This window comes from Faecalibacterium prausnitzii (assembly GCF_003324185.1).
Taxonomy (GTDB): domain Bacteria; phylum Bacillota; class Clostridia; order Oscillospirales; family Ruminococcaceae; genus Faecalibacterium; species Faecalibacterium prausnitzii.
The window spans coordinates 104,421-121,745 of sequence record NZ_PXUP01000008.1 but is presented as its reverse complement, the minus strand read 5'-3'; the positions used below and the strand labels follow the sequence as shown (position 1 = coordinate 121,745).

Genomic DNA, 17,325 nt, shown 5'->3' with positions numbered 1-17,325 from the left:
ATATTGAGGTTGCGAAAACGATTAAGGAACTCGCGAGAAACATCCCGCTGCTCCTATCCTCGGAAGGAGGCTAAAAGATGCCGTCCCTGAAGGATCTGGCGAAAGAATGCGGCGTATCCGTCGCAACCGTCAGCAAGGCTTTAAACGACCAGCCGGATATCGCACCGGCCACGCGGGAGCGCATCCGTGCAGCGGCCCGCCGCATGGGGTACCTGCCCAACGCAGCGGCCCGGGCGCTGAAAACCAACCGCACTTACAATCTTGGCGTTCTGTTCGTAGATGAAAAACAGAGCGGCCTGACCCACGAGTACTTCTCCGCAGTGCTGGACAGCTTCAAGGTAGAAGCGGAAAAGCGCGGCTACGATATCACCTTCATCAACCACAACATCAGCGGCAAGTCCATGAGCTATCTGGAACATTGCCACTACCGGGGTGTGGACGGCGTGGTGATCGCCTGTGTGAACTTTTACGATCCGCAGGTGGTGGAACTGGTCAACGGCGATGTGCCGGTGGTGACCATCGACCATGTGTTCAACAACCGGATGGCGATCCTTTCAGACAACGTGGTGGGCACAAAGGCTCTGGTACAGCAGGCATGGGCCTGCGGACACCGGCGCATCGCCTTCATCCACGGCGAAAAGACCGCCGTTACCGAGAACCGCTTGGCAGGCTTCTATCAAGCCTGCGAGGAGCTGGGGCTGAAGGTGCCGGAGGAGTACGTCCGCTGCGGTGTGTACCACGATGTGGACCGCTGCGCAGAGGAGACCCGGGCGCTGCTGGCACTGCCGCAGCGGCCCACCTGCATCATCTTCCCGGATGACTTTTCCGCACTGGGCGGCTACAACGCCCTGAGCGAGGCAGGCCTGAGCATCCCGGAGGATATCTCGGTGATGGGGTACGATGGCATCTATCTCTCCCGGGTGGTCAAACCCTCGCTGGTGACCTACCAGCAGAACACCAAATCCCTTGGCAGGCTGGCAGCGGATAAGCTGATCGAACTGATCGAGCATCCGCGTGTGACCCTGCCGGAGCAGATCCGGGTGTCCGGCAAACTGCTGGACGGCGGCTCCGTCCGTATCCTTTAACAAAGACCCATAACTCCCGGCGCGGAGTTTTTGAGAATGAATTTTTTAATGGAAAACCATGAAGGAGGTTTACCCTTATGAAAAAGATCTCTCGTCGTAATTTCCTGCTCGCTTCCGGTGTCGTGACTGTTGGTGCTGCTCTGGCAGCCTGCGGCGGCAGTTCTTCCAGCAGCACTGCTGCTTCTTCTGCTGCTCCTGCATCCTCTGCAGCCGCTCCCGCTTCCGCCGAGGGCAAGGTGCTGAACATTTGGTGCTGGAATGATGAGTTCCAGAGCCGCTTCAACGACTACTATCCCGAGGTCAAGGAGATCGCAGCCGACAAGTCCACCACCACCCTGAAGGACGGCACCACCGTGAAGTGGACCATCAACGCCAACGAGAACAACAACTACCAGAACAAGCTGGACGAGGCTCTGCTGAATCAGGATTCCGCTGCCGATGACGACAAGATCGACATTTTCCTGATCGAGGCTGACTACGCTCTGAAGTATGTGGATTCCGACTACGTTCTGGATGTCAAGAAGGATATCGGCCTGACCGATTCCGATCTGGCCGGCCAGTACCAGTACACCAAGGATATCGTTTCTGTGGACGGCAGCCAGCGCGGCACCACCTGGCAGGCTACCCCGGGTCTGTTCGCATACCGCCGCAGCATTGCCAAGGAGGTGCTGGGCACCGATGACCCCGCCGAAGTGCAGACCTACCTGTCCGACTGGGATAAGTTCAACGATGTAGCTGCCAAGGCTGCTGCCAAGGGCTACAAGATGCTGTCCGGCTTTGACGATGCATACCGCACCTTCTCCAACAACGTCTCCGCACCTTGGGTCACCGGCACCACCGTTACCGTGGACGAGAACCTGATGAAGTGGGTGGACCAGACCAAGGAGTACACCGACAAGGGCTACAACAACAAGTCCAGCCTGTGGGACAGCCAGTGGGCTTCCGATCAGGGCCCCACCGGTAAGGTGTTCGGCTTCTTCTACTCCACTTGGGGCATCAACTTCACCCTGCTGGGCAACTCTCTGGCAACTCCTACCGCTGAGGGCGGCAAGGAAGAGGTTGGCAACGGCATCTACGGCGACTACGCTGTGTGCGAAGGCCCTCAGCCCTACTACTGGGGCGGCACCTGGATCTGCGGCGCAGCCGGCAGCGACAACCTTGAAACCATCAAGGACGTTATGCTGAAGCTGACCTGCGATGAAGCCATCATGAAGCAGATCACCATGGATACGCAGGATTACACCAACAACGAGAAGGCCATGAACGAGATCGCCAACAGCGATTACAAGTCCGACTTCCTCGGCGGCCAGAACCACATCGCTCTGTTTGCAGAAGCTGCAACCAAGATCGATATGTCCAACGCCGGCCCGTACGATCAGGGCCTGAACGAGAGCTTCCAGAACGCTTTCAAGGATTACTTCACCGGCAACGTGGAGGAGGATGCCGCCAAGGCAAACTTCGAGACCGCCATCAAGGAGAAGTACCCCGAGCTGACCGACGTGGTATGGCCCGCATAAGCGGTTTTACTCCGAACTGAAAATTGAAGCAAAGGGGCGGGCGGCGTATCTCGCCCGCCCCTTTGGTTTTGCTGTGACCCGGCAGGAGGGAGATCTCATGGGAGAAAAAACAAAGAAGAAAGGGTCGATCAGCTACGCGAAATGGGGCTATATCTTCATTGCACCGTTCTTTATCATCTTCGCGGTATTCCAGCTGATCCCTCTGGCATCCACCATCTATTACAGCTTTTTTGAGTATTACCGCAGCGGTCTGAAGATCATCGGACCCAACTTTGTGGGTCTGAAAAACTACATCACCCTGTTCGCGACCGATCTGCCCAAGTATTTCAGCAACACGCTGATCCTCTGGATCATCGGTTTCGTCCCGCAGATCATCGTCTCGCTGCTGCTGGCGGCATGGTTCACCGACCTGCGACTGAAGCTGAAGGGACAGACCTTCTTCAAGACGGTCATCTACATGCCCAACCTGATCATGGCCTCGGCCTTCGCAATGCTGTTCTTCGCCCTGTTCTCGGATAACGGCCCGGTGAACGCAGTGCTGCTGAGCATGGGCTGGATCAAGACCCCCATCAGCTTCCTGAATACTGTGTGGGGCAACCGTGGCCTTGTGGGCCTGATGAACTTCCTGATGTGGTTCGGCAACACCACCATCATGCTGATGGCAGCCATTATGGGCGTGGACCCCACCCTGTACGAGGCCGCAGAGCTGGACGGCTGCACCCCGAACCAGATGTTCTGGAAGATCACCCTGCCCCTGATCCGCCCCATTCTGGTCTATGTAATGATCACCTCCATGATCGGCGGCTTGCAGATGTTCGATGTGCCGCAGATTTTGACCAACGGCAAGGGCGGCCCCGACCGTACCTCCACCACCATGATCATGTACCTGAATAACCACCTGTTCAGCAAGAACTACGGCATGGCCGGTGCAGTATCTGTGGTGCTGTTCCTTGTGTGTGCAGTGCTGTGCGTCGTCGTGTACTTCTCGCTGACCAAGGAAGATGACGGCCTGACCAAGGCTCAGCGCAAGGAACTGAAGGCAGCCAAAAAGGCTGCTGCCAAAGGAGGGAAATAAGTATGGCACATACGCCTAAAAACCAGTCCGAAAAGGCGATCTTGACCGCCCGCCGTGCGTGGTGCTATCTGGTGCTGGTGCTGATCAGCTTTCTGTGCCTGTTCTTCTTCTATGTGCTGATCATCAACTCCACCCGCACCCACTTCGAGATCCAGAAGGGCTTCTCGCTGATGCCGGGCAAGTCCATCATCACAAACTTCCGCAATGTGCTTACGGACGCCAACATCCCTGTGGTGAGCGGCATCCGTAACAGCCTGCTGGTGTCTGCCTGCTCGGCAGCGCTCAGCGTTTACTTCTCGGCTCTGACGGCCTACGGCATCTACGCCTATAACTTCAAATTCAAAAAGGCTGCCTTTGCCCTGATCCTGCTCATCATGACCATGCCCACACAGGTGTCCGCACTGGGCTTTCTGCAGTTGATCTCCAAGATGGGGCTGAAAAACAGCTTCATCCCGCTGATCGTTCCCAGCATTGCGGCACCCACTGTGTTCTTCTTCATGAAGCAGTATCTGGACGCCTCCCTTCCCATGGAGATCGTGGAGGCCGCCCGAATTGACGGTGCAGGCGAGTTCTATACCTTTAATAAGATCGTGCTGCCCATCATGAAGCCGGCTCTGGCTGTGCAGGCCATCTTCTCCTTCGTGGCCAGCTGGAACAACTACTTCATTCCGGCTCTGGTGCTGGACACCGCCGACAAAAAGACCCTGCCGATCCTGATCGCTCAGCTGCGCAGCGCGGACTTCCTGAAGTTCGATATGGGCAAGGTGTACATGATGGTGGCCATCGCCATTCTGCCGGTCATCGTCGTCTACCTGCTGCTGTCCAAGTTCATCGTCCGCGGCGTTGCTCTGGGCGGTGTTAAAGGCTAAAATTCCGACATCTCTGTTACAGTATAGCAAAGCCCCCGGGGGTCACACCCTCGGGGGCTTTGTGCGTGGTAAAAAAACTTAAATCAAGATCCCATCGCAATGGTCGATCTCGTGCTGGATGATCTGCGCCGTCCAGCCGGTAAAGGTCTTGATGCGCGGTTGGCCGTCCATGGTCTGATACTGCACCTTGATGCTCTGGTAGCGCTTTGTTTTCCGCATGCCTTCCAGCGAAAGACAGCCCTCCTCGGCTTCGTACTGGCCGGATTTTTTCAGGATGACCGGGTTGAACAGCACCAGATACCCGTCCTCGGCCTCCACTGCGATGATGCGCTTGAGCACGCCGATCATGTTGGCAGCCATGCCTACACAGCCGTCGGCGTGTGCGGTCAGGGTCTCCAGTAAGTCCCGGGCAACAGGGGCGTCCTCCGGGGTGGCAGGGGCGGACTTCTGCGCCAGAAACAACGGGTCGTGCATGATAGGCTGGATCATAGTAATATCTCCTTTATTCTTCAGTGCAGCTTAAAAAGATGCCTGCCAGCAGCCCGACGACCGCCGGGAGCACCCAGCCAAAGCCCAGTGCCGCCAGCGGCAGGGCGTTGGCAAGGGCAGAAAGCGGGCCAAGCGGCAGCGCGGCGGCAATGCTCTGCACGGCGGTGCAGCCGATGCACAGCGGGTAGACCCGGCGGCGCTGCTCCAGCCCGGGCACGAAGGAAAGCGTAATCAGCACAATGGCTACCGGGTACAGGGCGTTGAGCACCGGGACGGATAACCGTAGGATATCTGCCAGCCCCAGATTGGCGATCAGCATACTGGCAGAGGCAAAAAAGGCGGCAAGAACAGGGTAGGGGATGCGGGGCAGCAGGGTGTGGAAATACTCTCCCACACAGGCAATCAGCCCTACACAGGTGTTGAAGCAGGCCAGCATGAAGATAGCGGCCCTTGAGCGCTTGCGCCAAAACTGTCCCCTCTTTCCTGCGCCGGTGCCAAAGTTGCACCGTATACTGTATCCAGTTTACACTGGATACAAATTCATGTCAAGCGTACGACGGTTGAATAAAAGTATATACATTGAAAGCCGACCCGCCGCAGGTGGTGCACAGGTCATTCCCCTTTGCGGGGCGGTATGGTATACTATACCTTATAATAAGCAGGGGAAGAGGGCAGTTTATGAAGCAGAACAAGCAGTTTTTCCGCCGTCTGCTGGCGGTGGCGTTCTGGCTGGCGGTCTGGCAGGCCGCAGCTATGGCCATCGGGCAGGAGGTGTTTTTGGTATCGCCGGTGCAGGCGCTGCGCACATTGGTGCAGCTGCTGCCGAGGGCGGATTTCTGGCAGCGGGTGGGCTTCAGCTCCGGGCGCATTTTGCTGGGTTTTGTGCTGGGCGCAGTGGTCAGCGTGGTGCTGGCGGTGTGCGCCGCCCGGTGGAGCGCCGCCGACGCGCTGCTGGCTCCGGTGATGCAGCTGGTCAAGGCTACGCCGGTGGCAAGCTTTATCATTCTGGCACTGGTCTGGGTGCGGGGCAGCGCCCTTTCGGTGCTTATCAGCTTTCTGATGGTGTTGCCGGTGCTGTACGGCGCGGTGCGCACCGGCATTGCCGGGGCAGACGTGCAGCTGCTGGAAATGGCAGCGGTGTTCCGTCTGCCTGCAGGCCGCCGCCTGCGGGCAATCTGGCTGCCTGCGGTGCTGCCGGCCTTCCGGCAGGGGTGCAGCGTGGCGCTGGGCATCTGCTGGAAAAGCGGCGTGGCGGCCGAGGTCATCGGCCTGCCCAACGGCAGTATCGGCGATGCGCTGTACCGTGCCAAGATCACCCTTTCCACCGGGGAACTGTTTGCGTGGACCTTTGTCATCATTCTGCTGAGCGCAGGCTTTGAAAAGCTGTTCCTGTTTGCACTGGATAAAGCCGTTGGCGCAGTGCTGGGAGAGGAGGGGACAAAATGCTGAAGCTTCAACACCTGACAAAACGGTTCGGCGCGGCACCGCTCTTCACAGACCTGTGCATGGAGGTGGATGCTCCCGTGGTGCTGTGGGCACCAAGCGGCTGGGGCAAGACCACCCTGCTGCGCATCCTGATGGGGCTGGAACGCCCCACCACCGGCAGCGTGGAGGGCGTGGGCCGGGTGGCGGCGGTCTTTCAGGAAGACCGCCTTTGTCCTCAGCTGAATGCGGTGCAGAACGTCACCTTGGTGCTTCCGGGGGCGGAAAACCAGTACAAAAAGCAAATTACAAGCGGTTTTCAACAGATTGGAATGGATGCTGCCGCCTTGCAGCTGCCTGCCCGCAGGCTTTCCGGCGGGCAAAAGCGGCGGGTGGCGCTGCTGCGGGCGCTGTGGGCACCCAGCGACACCCTGCTGTTGGACGAGCCCTTTACCGGCATGGACCCGGACACCTTGCAGCGGGCAGCGGCGCTGCTGCGGCAGCGCTGCGCGGGCAAGCCGGTGCTGCTGGCCACCCACGATGAAAGCGCTATCCGCGCCCTTGGCTGGCCGGTGGTGGAACTGGAAAAGCTGGGACGCTCTTGAATGCCCTCCGCTTTGCTCTGGGCATCATTTAAGGAATCTTTGTTTTTCAAATATGGCGTTTGTTTTAAAATCACCTAAAAAGCAAGGACGTGCAGCCCGCGGGCTGCACGTCCTTGCTTATAGAACATTCTTTAACTGAACAGGCTTTTAGTGTTGTGAGAGTATACAGACAGTACTAAACCGACACAGATATACAGCATAAGCACCGAGCTACCGCCTGCGGAGTAGAAGGGCAGGGTGACACCGATGACCGGCAGCACCCGCAGGTTCATGCCCACGTTTACGGCGATCTGCGCCATCAGGGCACCGCCGATACCGGCGCAGATGTAGCTGCCCAGCAGATCTTCGCTGCGGGCACCGGTGGCAAAGGTCTTGATCACCAGCGCCAGCAGAACGCCCAGCACCACGCAGCAGCCCACGAAGCCCGCCACGTTGCCGATCCAGCTGAGGATGAAGTCATTGTGGGCGTTGGGCACGCTGTAATACCTGCCGGTGAATAGGCCGTTGCCAAAGATGCCGCCGGAGCCCAGCGCGATCTCGCCGCGCTGCTGCTGGTAGATGATGTTCTTCCATACCGTCTCGCTGGGGGCCCAGCCGGTGGTGTTTTCCGGGTCCAGTACTGCCAGAATGCGGTACCACTGGTACCCCTTGCCGATCTTATCGCTGAAAAAGGCAAAGGCCACCGCCACGGCAGCACCCGCCGCCGCAAAGGCTGCAAAGATATACTTCCAGCTCAGCCCCGCCGCAAACATCATGCAGCAGCCGATGATGCCGTAGATGATGGCCGTGCCGTCATCGCCCTGCACATGGATGATGGCAATGGGCACCAGCAGATGCAGCAGCAGCTTTGCCAGCTCCTTTGGTTCATTGATACGGCTGCGCACGTTGTTCAGGTGCATGGCAAAGGTCAGGATAAAGCTGATCTTTGCCAGCTCTGTGGGCTGAAAGGTAAAGCCGCCCAGCTTGTACCAGGAGTAGTTGTCGGTATCGCCGGCGTTGTAGCCGATGGTCAGCGGGCCGATGGACACGTTTCGGATGACCAGCGTGGGCAGCACCAGACCCCACGTCAGCACAACGTGCACCGGCCACACCTTTACAAGGCTGCGGTAGTCCACGCAGGAGAGCAGCAGCGCAATCACGATGCCAATGGCGGCAGCGCCCGCCTGCACCAGCGCCCGGCGGTAGTCGCCAATGCCGATGATGGCACCGGTCACCTCGTCGGTGGCAAAGCCGTTGCCCTGCTTGGCTGCCCACGAGGACAGCGCCAGCACCGCCATCACGCTGCTGAAAATGCACAGCAGCAGATACATCTTATCGGTGCGCTTAAAATATTGTCGAATGCTATCCAAGGAAAGCACCGCCTTTCGTCAGAACAATCTGCCGGGGCGTGCCTGTGTACAGGCGATAAAAACCCAGCATACTGCTATTATACACAAACCTTTGCGCCAATGCAATGCGCCGGGTGTGACGGAATGGTAAAACATTGCCGGGGTGCTTGACAAAGCCCCGGTTGCATCCTACAATGAACCTGTGGGCGCAGCCTTGCGCACAACAGCCCCGGCGGTGTGCCGGGGGAGAGGAACGGAAAAGAAGAAATGGAACATACGTTTTATCGCCGTCTACTCAGCGCGGTGTGTGCCATTGCGCTGGCCTTTACGGCAGTGTGCCCGGCAGTGGCCGCCGCGCCGGAGGAAACCACCGGCACCCCCCAGACCCTGACCGCTTCCGAGGTAAAGGAGATGCAACAGACGGATGCCGCCGTCACCGCCCTGACAGACAGCGCCGCCTACGCCGGGATGTCGGAGGAAGAGCGTCAGGTGGCTGCGCTGGCGCAGCTGGACGAACTGGCGGCGCAGGGGCTTGTGAAAAAAGACAGCATCTATGTGGATGCGAAAAACGGTATGGTAAGCTTTACTTACAGCTGCGGCGCACTGGGCGGTATTCTGCTCACCGATACCGAGAGCGAGGCGGACGCCGCCCTGCCCGGGCCGGAGATGGAGGATGCGCCCGCCCTGCTCGCTGCCGAGAACGGCACGGTGGGCAATGCGGTCATCTACTATGCCTTTGATAATGGAGTCAACAGTAACCGCTACCCCTACTATTCTTATATGAAGGACTACTGGAACGGCTACGGGCTGGACACCCATCTGGACATGATGGTGACCGTCTCCGACCTGAAGCGGATGGCAGACTACGACCTTGCCGTCCTCAGCGCCCACGGTGCGTACTATACCTATGAGTACGGCTGGCTGTGGAAAAAACAGGCCACCGCGCCCATCATCCTGCTGCTGGAAAAATCCGATTTCTGGAACGACCTGCGCTACGGCTTGGAGCTGCTCAGCCACCGGGTCATCAAGGTGAACGGCTGCTACGCCGTCACCGGGGACTTTTTCGGCAATGCCTACCGGGGCGGTAAGCTGAACGGCACCATCGTGCTTTCGGAGACCTGCGAGTTCTACGGCCGCAGCGGCCATGTGGACACCGCTCTTTCGGACGGGCTGCTCTCCGGCGGGGCAAAGGCCGTGGCAGGCTTTGTGAATAACGTATACAGTGTGTACTCCCGCAGTATGCTGTGGGCGACCGTGAACCGCATGATCGAGGGCGAGACCTTGCAGCAGGCCATTGATTACGGCCTTGAGGTCTACGGCGAAAACGACATCGTGTGGTATCTCAACCAGAACACCGGACGGCGTCCCCACGCGGCGGCGTCCTATCCCATCATTCAGGGCGATGCCGCTGCCCGGCTCACCGCGCCCGGCACGTTGACGAACGGCGCAGCGGCGCAGCAGACCCCTGCCGCCGCCTGACCATTGCACTTTTGTGTGTTTTATATTATACTTAGGGATGGCAGAGTGTCTGCCATCCCTTTTTTGAAACGATGAGGTAACCTTCATGTCAGAATATATCACCCATTCCCGCACCGAAACGGTGGCGCTGGGCAAGCGGATGGCCGCTGTGCTGGCTCCCGGGGCGCTGATCGCCTTTACCGGCGGTCTGGGCGCTGGCAAGACCGCCTTTACCGAGGGTCTTGCCGAGGGTCTGGGCTGCACCGACCCGGTGTCCAGCCCCACCTTTGCCATCGTGAACTACTACCGGGGTCCGCGCCCGCTGGCGCACTTTGACCTGTACCGCATTTCCACCGAGAACGATCTGTGCGCGGCGGGCTTCTACGATTATCTGGATCAGGGCGCTGTGGTGGCGGCAGAGTGGAGCGAGAACTTTGCCGACCTGCTGGCGCTGGAAAACCCCATCCGGGTGAACATCGAACGTCTGGACGATACCACCCGCAAGATCACCATTGAGGGGGTGACGGTATGAATATTCTGGCCGTGGATACGGCGGGCAAGACCGCCGGTGTGGCTCTGCTGCAGGATGATCGCCTGCTGTACGAGGTATATCTGGACGGCGGCATGACCCACAGCGAAACGCTGATGCCCATGATCGACAGCTGCTTAAAGCTGTGCGGGCTGACCTGCGCGGACATCGACCTGTACGCCGTCAACGCAGGCCCGGGCAGCTTTACCGGCCTGCGCATCGGGCTGGCCGCTGTCAAGGGGTTGGCCTTCCCGCGCGAGACGTTGTGCGCCCCGGTGTCTACCTTGGAAGCGCTGGCCGCTGCCCATACCGGCGAGGGCACCGTGCTCTGTGCACTGGACGCCCGCCGCGCACAGGTATACAGTGCTGCATTTGACCTTTCCACCCACACCCGCCTGCTGGACGATGACGCCCGGGCGGTGACAGATCTGGCGGATTTTGTAGAAAATTGCAAAAAGCCTCTGTTTTTTGTTGGTGATGGCGCGGGTCTGTGCTATAATAAATACAGCAATGTGCCGGGCGTGCTGCAAACACCCCCGGCGCTGCGGGGCGGCCGTGCCGCTGCCGTAGCACTTGTGGCAAAGCAGATGGCCGCAGCCGGGCAGGCTGTGCTGCCGGAGGCGCTGCTGCCGGACTACCACCGTCTCAGTCAGGCGGAGCGGGAGCGGGCGGAGCGTCTGGCTGCCGAAGCCGCAGCAAAGAATAAAAAAGCGGAACTGTGACTACTCACAGGGAAAGGACGTTTTTCCATGGCAAAACCCATCGCACTTGCCGCCGACCACGGCGGATTTGAACTGAAAGAGGCTGTCAAGGCACATCTGGAGGAGCTTGGTCTGGAGTATATCGACTTTGGCACCCACAGCACCGACAGCGTGGACTACCCCGATATGGCTGTGCCCGCCTGTGACGCAGTGGTGAGCGGCCAGTGCGAGAAGGCACTGCTGTTCTGCGGCACCGGTGTGGGCATCAGCATGGCAGCCAACAAGATCAAGGGCATCCGCGCCTGCTGCTGCTCCGACAGCTTCAGCTGCGAGTATACCCGCCGCCACAACGACGCCAACGCCCTGTGCATGGGCGGCCGCGTAGTGGGTGCAGGCCTTGCCTGCCAGCTGGTGGATATCTTCCTGAACACCGAGTTTGAGGGCGGCCGTCATCAGCGCCGCATCGACAAGCTGACCGCACTGGAAAACCGCTGATTGAAATTTTTGTAATTTCACAGAGAAGCCTGCACTGCAAGCTTCTCTGTGAAAAAAAGCTATTTGTGCGCCCACCGGGCGGGCAAGGCCACAGATCAGTACCCGATAGAATGTTCTATATAAATTAAGGAGCGTGTTTTTATGACCCCGATGATCGTTGAACATCCGCTGCTGCAGCACAAGATCAGCCTGCTGCGCAACAAACAGACCGGCACCAAGGAGTTCCGTGACCTCGTTGGCGAGATCGCAACGCTGCTGTGCTACGAGGCTACCCGCGATCTGCCGCTGGAAGAGGTGGAGATCGAGACCCCCATCACCATGGCAAAGACCAAGGTGCTGGCAGGCCGCAAGCTGGCTCTGGTGCCCATCCTGCGCGCCGGCATGGGTATGCTGGACGGCATGCTGACCCTGCTGCCCGCTGCCAAGGTCGGCTTCATCGGCCTGTACCGCGACGAAAAGACCCTGCAGCCCGTGGAGTACTTCTGCAAGCTGCCGCAGGATATCGCTGAGCGTGACGTTCTGGTGCTGGATCCCATGCTGGCTACCGGCGGCAGCGCCATCGACGCCATCACCCAGATCAAGAAGCACGGCGCAAAGCGCATCAAGTTCATCGGTCTGCTGGGCGCACCGGAGGGCATCAAGGCTCTGCACGAGGCACACCCCGATGTGGACATCTATCTGGGCGCACAGGATGACCGCCTGAACGAGAACGGCTACATCGTACCCGGTCTGGGCGATGCAGGCGACCGTATCTACGGCACCAAGTAAAACATATCTATAAAAAACAATGCCGGAGCATCAGCGCTTCGGCATTGTTTTTTTATCTTACATCTCGCTGCTGCGCAGAAAACGCACCAGCAGGGGCAGCTCGTACAGCAGCATCAGCAGCCAGCCCACCGCGTAGCTGAAGGGCAAGGCTTCGATGTCCATCTTCATCACCAGCACAAACAGGGCGGCGGCAGCCACACGGCCGCCCATGTTCAGCATACTGCTGTTCAGGGTGACCTTCAAATCGCCCATGCCCCGGAAAAAGCCCTGAATGCCGTTGGTGGCGGCGGGCATCAGATAAAACAGCGAGATGGTGCGCAAAAACCGCACGCCAAGGTCCACCACAGCAGGGTCGGCGGCAAACAGCCGGATGATGGGCTCGGCAAACAGCAGGCAGACACCGGCAAGCAGCAGCGCATAGACAAATTCGATGCGCATACCGCAGTGGTAGCCCTGCCGTACCCGGTCGGTCTTGCCCGCGCCCCGGTTCTGCGCCATCAGGGTGGTCATGGCGTGGCCGATGTTCTGCTGCGGGGTGTAGGCGAAGTCGTCGATGCGGGAGGCAGCGGTAAAAGCCGCCATGGCGTTGACGCCCATGGTGTTCACGATGGCCTGCACCGCAATTTTGCCCAGCTGCACCGTGGCCTGCTGCATGGCGCTGGCCCAGCCGTAGCTCACGGTCTTGCGCAGCAGCTTGCCGTCATACACCAGCCACCGCCTGCCCAGCTGCAGGACTGGCACTTTGTAACGGATGTACACCACGCACAGCAGGCAGCAGGCGGCCTCGCTGAGCACGGTGGAAAGGGCGCAACCCTCGCTGCCCCAGCCCAGCGCCTCCACAAAAAACAGGTCGCCGCCAATGTTCAGCACCGCGCTGATCATCAAAAAATACAGCGCACTCTTGCTGTCGCCCAGCGCACGCATGGTGGCAGCAAGGAAATTATAGAAGAAGGTGAAGATCAGCCCCGCAAACACGATACGCAGGTAGTTCACCGCAATGGGCAGAATAGCCGCAGGCACCTGCAGCAGCCGCAGCAGCGGGTCTGCCAGCAGCACGCACAGGGCAGAGAAGGTCAAAGAGAACACCGTGCCCGCAATGGCAGTGGTGGATACCTGCCGCTCCACCAGCTCGGTGTCCCCAGCGCCAAAGGCGGTGCTGACCAGAATGCCCGCGCCCAGACACATCCCGTTGATGAACAGGATGGCAAGGGTCATCAGGGGGTTCGAGGTGCCCACGGCAGCCAGCGCATCCTCGCCCACAAACTTGCCCACGATGATGCTGTCGGCGGCGTTGTAGGTAAGCTGGAACAGGTTGCCCAGCACCAGCGGAATGGTAAATTTGATCAGCAGCGGCGTAATAGCACCGCTGGTCATGTCCTTGGTCATGAAAGACGTCCTTCTTTCCTATTTATGGAAGCAGCCGCTTACACGATGCTGGCGCGTCCGCTGAAAATGGCCAGCGCAGCGCGGCTGTTGCAGTTGGCCAGCAGCTGGGCTGCGGCGTGCAGGGCAGCACCGGCGCTGACCGAAGCAGGGATGGCATCGGTGCGCAGCACCTGCTGGGCGGCACGCTGGGCGTCCCGGCTTGCCACGGCGGAAACATTATCCACCACATAGCTGTTGTAGTTTTCCGGCACGATGCCGTAGCCGATATCCGGGATGCCGTGGGGGCCGGTAAGCCCGCCGCCCAGTACCTGATTTTCGTACGGCTCTACCGCCACGATGCGCACATCGTTCGTCCATGCCTTGATGGTCTCGCCCACGCCGGTCACCGTGCCGGCGCTGCCCACCCCGATGGTAATGGCGTCCACAAGGCTCTGGTTCTGCCGGGCAATGCTTTGTACAATGGCAGGGCCGGTGACCCGGCGGTGGTATTCCGGGTTGTCATCGTTGGCCAGCCAGTTCATATAGTACCAGCCGTTTGCGGCGGCGGTCTGCGCCGCCAGCGCCCGCGCCCCGGCCAGACCGCTGCGGGCGGGGCTGTGCCGGATCTGTGCACCCAGCCGCAGCAGGTACTCCTGCCGCAGGGCAGGGGCGTCCTCCGGCATCACCAGCACGATAGGGTGCCCGGCGGTCAGGCTGGCCAGCGTCAGGGCGGTGGCAAAGGGGCCGGAGGCCGCCTCGATGATGGGCTGCCCCGGGGCAAGCTGCTTTTTTTCAATGGCAAGCGCCAGCATCCCCTCGGCAAGGCCGTCCCGGGCGGTGCCGGTGGGGCCGTTAAAATCCAGATACGCGTACAGATGTCCCTTCAGCCCGCAGGCGGCGGCATAGCCCCGCAGCTCCACAATGGGACAGGCGGTGGTAAGGGTCTGGTAAAAATTAGAGTAGATCGGCACAAGGGCACTCCTTTCTCTTGGGATACAACACTATTATCCTAACGCAAAGCCCCCAGCTGCGTCAAGATGCCTTTTGGCAAAAACAGCGAATTTTGGGCAGATATTTCAGAAAAAACTCCAAAATCCCCTTGACAAGGGGCAGGGGTTCTGGTATACTCCATCCGTAAAGCAAAAAAACTTTACAACACAGCAAGCACAGACAGCAGAGCACCGGGGGTCAACAGCAATGGCAAAAGATCTGGAAATGGGGTATCTGCTGGATTTTTATGGCGAGGTGCTTACCCAGAAGCAGCGCGAGATGCTGCGCCAGTATTACAACGATGATCTTTCGCTGAGCGAGATCGGCGAAAACTTCGGCATCACCCGGCAGGGCGCACGGGACGCCATCAAGCACGGCGAGACCACCCTGAAGGAACTGGAAGAAAAGGTAGGCTTTGCAGCCCGCTACCGGCGGGTGCAGCAGAAGCTGGAACAGCTGGAACAGCTGGTCATTGACACCCGTTTCGAGTGCACCGGGCCCCGCGCCAATATCACCACCACGGAATATGTGGAAACGTTGACAAAAATGCTGGAGATCATCCGCTCGATGGATGAAGCAAACGAAAGCTGATCGAATTTTGAAAGGAGCACCGCACAATGGCATTTGAATCCCTGACCGACCGCCTTGCCGGTGTATTCAAAAAGCTGCGCGGTCACGGTAAGCTGACCGAGGCAGATATCAAAGCCGCCATGCGCGAGGTGCGGATGGCTTTGCTGGAAGCCGATGTCAACTACAAGGTTGCCAAGGACTTCTGCGCAAAGGTGTCCGAGCGCGCCATGGGACAGGAGGTCATGGAGAGCCTGACCCCCGCCCAGCAGGTGGTCAAGATCGTCAATGAGGAGCTGGTAGCCCTCATGGGCGGCAGCGAAGCTGCCCGCCTGAACATCAAGAACAAGGGCCAGACGGTCATCATGCTCTGCGGTTTACAGGGCAACGGTAAAACCACCCACGCGGCAAAACTTGCCAAGTTCTATATCAAGCAGGGACGCCGCCCCATGCTGGTGGCCTGCGATATCTACCGTCCTGCGGCTATCGACCAGCTGCAGGTGGTGGGCAAGCAGGCCGGTGCACCGGTGTTCACCCTGCCCGGCGCAAAGCCGCCGGAGATCGCCCGTAAGGCACTGGCACACGCCAAGGACTACGGCAATGACATCGTCATTCTGGATACCGCAGGCCGCTTGCAGATCGACGAAGTGCTGATGCAGGAGCTGGTGGACATCAAGGCCGCCGTTCCCGTGGATGAGACCCTGCTGGTGGTGGACGCCATGGCCGGTCAGGATGCCGTCAATGTGGCCAAGACCTTCAACGAGACGGTGGGCGTGGATGGCATCATCCTCACCAAGACCGACGGCGATACCCGCGGCGGTGCAGCGCTTTCCGTGCTGGCCGTTACCGGCAAGCCCATCAAGTTCCAGGGCACCGGCGAAAAGCTGGATGATCTGGATGTGTTCCACCCGGACCGCATGGCAAGCCGTATCCTTGGCATGGGCGATGTGCTCAGCCTGATCGAGCGCGCACAGGATGCCGCCGACGAAAAGGCTGCTGAAGAGACCGCCAAGCGTCTGATGGAAAACAAGTTCGATATGAACGATATGCTGGAGCAGTTCGCCCAGATCCGCAAAATGGGCGGCGCAGGCGCAATGCTGAGTATGCTGCCCGGCGCATCCGGCATCGACGCCAGCCAGATCGACGAAAAAGCTTTTGACCGCATCGAGGCCATGATCTATTCCATGACCAAAGAGGAGCGGGAAAAGCCCTCCATCATCAACCCCAAGCGCAAGCGCCGCATTGCCGCAGGCAGCGGTACCCGCGTGGAGGACGTGAACAAGCTGCTCAAGCAGTACGAGATGATGCAGAAGATGATGAAGCAGTTCAAGAAGAGCCCCAAGGGCTTTGCCCGCCGTCTGGGCGGCATGATGGGCAACCCCAACGCCTTTCGCGGACTGAAATAACAACGGTATACAACCCCGGCGGGGTTTGTAACATATATCAAAAACAACAATTTTTGGAGGATATCTATTATGGCAGTTAAGATTCGTCTGCGCCGCGTTGGCGCCAAGAAGGCTCCCTTCTATCGTGTTGTCGTTGCTGACAGCCGCTTCCCCCGCGATGGCCGCTTCATCGAGGAGATCGGCACTTACGATCCCAACAAGGAGCCCTCTGAGGTGAAGATCGATGCCGAGAAGGCAAAGCAGTGGATCGCTAACGGCGCTCAGCCCACTGATACCGTTCGTGTCCTGCTGAAGAAGTCCAACGTTCTGTAAGTAGGGAGGGCTGACTCATGCAGGAGCTGTTGCTGGCAGTTGCCCGCGGTCTCGTGGAGGACAAGGACGCCGTCAAGGTTACGGTGGACGAGCCCCGCGAGGACGGTACCATCGTCTACCACCTGAGCGTGGCAGAGGGAGATATGGGCCGTGTCATCGGCAAGCAGGGCCGGATCGCAAAAGCCATTCGTGTGGTGATGCGCGCGGCTGCTGTGCGGGTCGATGAAAAGGTCCTTGTTGAGATCGACTGAGCACCCTACTGGCCCTTTGCCCTTGCGGCAAGGGGCCTTTTTGGTTATAGAAAACCCTCTCAGGCGCTTCGCGCCAGCTCCCCCGAAAGGGGG

Annotated in this window: 20 protein-coding genes; 15 read left to right on the top strand and 5 right to left on the bottom strand. The window is 59.3% G+C overall.

Annotation, left to right across the window (positions count from 1 at the left end; genetic code table 11):
• Positions 1-77: 77 nt before the first annotated feature.
• The 4 genes from C7J97_RS07215 (at position 78) to C7J97_RS07200 (ending at position 4,546) form a co-directional block, all read left to right on the top strand.
• Positions 78-1,085 carry a LacI family DNA-binding transcriptional regulator gene (locus tag C7J97_RS07215; RefSeq protein WP_113992432.1) on the top strand — a complete coding sequence of 336 codons (1,008 nt, stop codon included), beginning with the start codon at positions 78-80 and terminating at the stop codon, positions 1,083-1,085.
• Positions 1,086-1,162: 77 nt separating this feature from the next.
• Positions 1,163-2,602 (top strand): twin-arginine translocation signal domain-containing protein, encoded by a 1,440-nt coding sequence (locus C7J97_RS07210; protein ID WP_113992431.1) that lies wholly within the window; start codon positions 1,163-1,165, stop codon positions 2,600-2,602.
• Between the two features lie 97 nt (positions 2,603-2,699).
• Positions 2,700-3,677, top strand: a complete 978-nt coding sequence (locus C7J97_RS07205) for a carbohydrate ABC transporter permease (protein WP_005920401.1) — start codon at positions 2,700-2,702, stop codon at positions 3,675-3,677.
• Positions 3,678-3,679: 2 nt separating this feature from the next.
• Positions 3,680-4,546: a carbohydrate ABC transporter permease gene (locus C7J97_RS07200; protein WP_097778848.1), complete on the top strand. Its 867-nt coding sequence runs from the start codon at positions 3,680-3,682 to the stop codon at positions 4,544-4,546.
• 78 nt (positions 4,547-4,624) lie between these two features.
• Here the strand turns inward: C7J97_RS07200 and C7J97_RS07195 are convergent, their stop codons facing one another.
• A complete protein-coding gene (locus C7J97_RS07195; protein WP_113992430.1) occupies positions 4,625-5,035 on the bottom strand; it encodes a peptide deformylase in 411 nt (136 codons plus the stop codon).
• Positions 5,036-5,048: 13 nt separating this feature from the next.
• On the bottom strand, positions 5,049-5,471 hold the full coding sequence (locus C7J97_RS07190; protein WP_242983460.1) for a branched-chain amino acid transport system II carrier protein: 423 nt from the start codon (positions 5,469-5,471) through the stop codon (positions 5,049-5,051).
• 242 nt (positions 5,472-5,713) lie between these two features.
• Between C7J97_RS07190 and C7J97_RS07185 the strand changes: the two genes are divergently transcribed.
• Entirely contained in the window at positions 5,714-6,484 is a 771-nt protein-coding gene (locus C7J97_RS07185) for an ABC transporter permease (protein ID WP_113992429.1), read from the top strand.
• On the top strand, positions 6,478-7,062 hold the full coding sequence (locus C7J97_RS07180; RefSeq protein WP_113992428.1) for an ABC transporter ATP-binding protein: 585 nt from the start codon (positions 6,478-6,480) through the stop codon (positions 7,060-7,062). The genes C7J97_RS07185 and C7J97_RS07180 overlap by 7 nt, the downstream gene beginning before the upstream one ends.
• Before the next feature lie 131 nt (positions 7,063-7,193).
• Here C7J97_RS07180 and C7J97_RS07175 read toward each other — a convergent pair whose 3' ends face one another.
• On the bottom strand, positions 7,194-8,411 hold the full coding sequence (locus C7J97_RS07175; protein ID WP_236131350.1) for an FtsW/RodA/SpoVE family cell cycle protein: 1,218 nt from the start codon (positions 8,409-8,411) through the stop codon (positions 7,194-7,196).
• 246 nt (positions 8,412-8,657) lie between these two features.
• Here C7J97_RS07175 and C7J97_RS07170 point away from each other — a divergent pair, with 246 nt between their 5' ends.
• From C7J97_RS07170 to upp, 5 genes are all read left to right on the top strand, one after another.
• Positions 8,658-9,869, top strand: a complete 1,212-nt coding sequence (locus C7J97_RS07170; RefSeq protein WP_113992427.1) for a hypothetical protein — start codon at positions 8,658-8,660, stop codon at positions 9,867-9,869.
• A gap of 85 nt (positions 9,870-9,954) precedes the next feature.
• On the top strand, positions 9,955-10,380 hold the full coding sequence (gene tsaE, locus C7J97_RS07165) for a tRNA (adenosine(37)-N6)-threonylcarbamoyltransferase complex ATPase subunit type 1 TsaE (protein ID WP_015536877.1): 426 nt from the start codon (positions 9,955-9,957) through the stop codon (positions 10,378-10,380).
• Positions 10,377-11,099, top strand: a complete 723-nt coding sequence (gene tsaB / locus C7J97_RS07160) for a tRNA (adenosine(37)-N6)-threonylcarbamoyltransferase complex dimerization subunit type 1 TsaB (RefSeq protein WP_112121327.1) — start codon at positions 10,377-10,379, stop codon at positions 11,097-11,099. The genes tsaE and tsaB overlap by 4 nt, the downstream gene beginning before the upstream one ends.
• Positions 11,100-11,126: 27 nt before the next feature.
• On the top strand, positions 11,127-11,573 hold the full coding sequence (gene rpiB, locus C7J97_RS07155; RefSeq protein ID WP_005920385.1) for a ribose 5-phosphate isomerase B: 447 nt from the start codon (positions 11,127-11,129) through the stop codon (positions 11,571-11,573).
• A gap of 141 nt (positions 11,574-11,714) precedes the next feature.
• Positions 11,715-12,341, top strand: a complete 627-nt coding sequence (gene upp, locus C7J97_RS07150) for a uracil phosphoribosyltransferase (protein ID WP_005920380.1) — start codon at positions 11,715-11,717, stop codon at positions 12,339-12,341.
• Between the two features lie 57 nt (positions 12,342-12,398).
• Here the strand turns inward: upp and C7J97_RS07145 are convergent, their stop codons facing one another.
• Entirely contained in the window at positions 12,399-13,727 is a 1,329-nt protein-coding gene (locus C7J97_RS07145; RefSeq protein WP_113992426.1) for an MATE family efflux transporter, read from the bottom strand.
• 38 nt (positions 13,728-13,765) lie between these two features.
• Positions 13,766-14,677: a pyridoxal-phosphate dependent enzyme gene (locus tag C7J97_RS07140; protein ID WP_005920377.1), complete on the bottom strand. Its 912-nt coding sequence runs from the start codon at positions 14,675-14,677 to the stop codon at positions 13,766-13,768.
• Between the two features lie 226 nt (positions 14,678-14,903).
• Here C7J97_RS07140 and C7J97_RS07135 point away from each other — a divergent pair, with 226 nt between their 5' ends.
• The 4 genes from C7J97_RS07135 to C7J97_RS07120 all read left to right on the top strand — a co-directional run bounded on the left by C7J97_RS07135 (position 14,904) and on the right by C7J97_RS07120 (position 17,232).
• Positions 14,904-15,287: a sigma factor-like helix-turn-helix DNA-binding protein gene (locus C7J97_RS07135; RefSeq protein WP_015536880.1), complete on the top strand. Its 384-nt coding sequence runs from the start codon at positions 14,904-14,906 to the stop codon at positions 15,285-15,287.
• 26 nt (positions 15,288-15,313) lie between these two features.
• On the top strand, positions 15,314-16,669 hold the full coding sequence (gene ffh / locus C7J97_RS07130) for a signal recognition particle protein (RefSeq protein WP_005920375.1): 1,356 nt from the start codon (positions 15,314-15,316) through the stop codon (positions 16,667-16,669).
• A gap of 69 nt (positions 16,670-16,738) precedes the next feature.
• The gene (rpsP, locus tag C7J97_RS07125) at positions 16,739-16,981 is read left to right on the top strand and encodes a 30S ribosomal protein S16 (protein WP_005920373.1); all 243 of its coding nucleotides are present in this window, start codon (positions 16,739-16,741) and stop codon (positions 16,979-16,981) included.
• A gap of 17 nt (positions 16,982-16,998) precedes the next feature.
• A complete protein-coding gene (locus C7J97_RS07120) occupies positions 16,999-17,232 on the top strand; it encodes a KH domain-containing protein (protein WP_005920371.1) in 234 nt (77 codons plus the stop codon).
• The last annotated feature ends 93 nt before the right edge of the window (positions 17,233-17,325 follow it).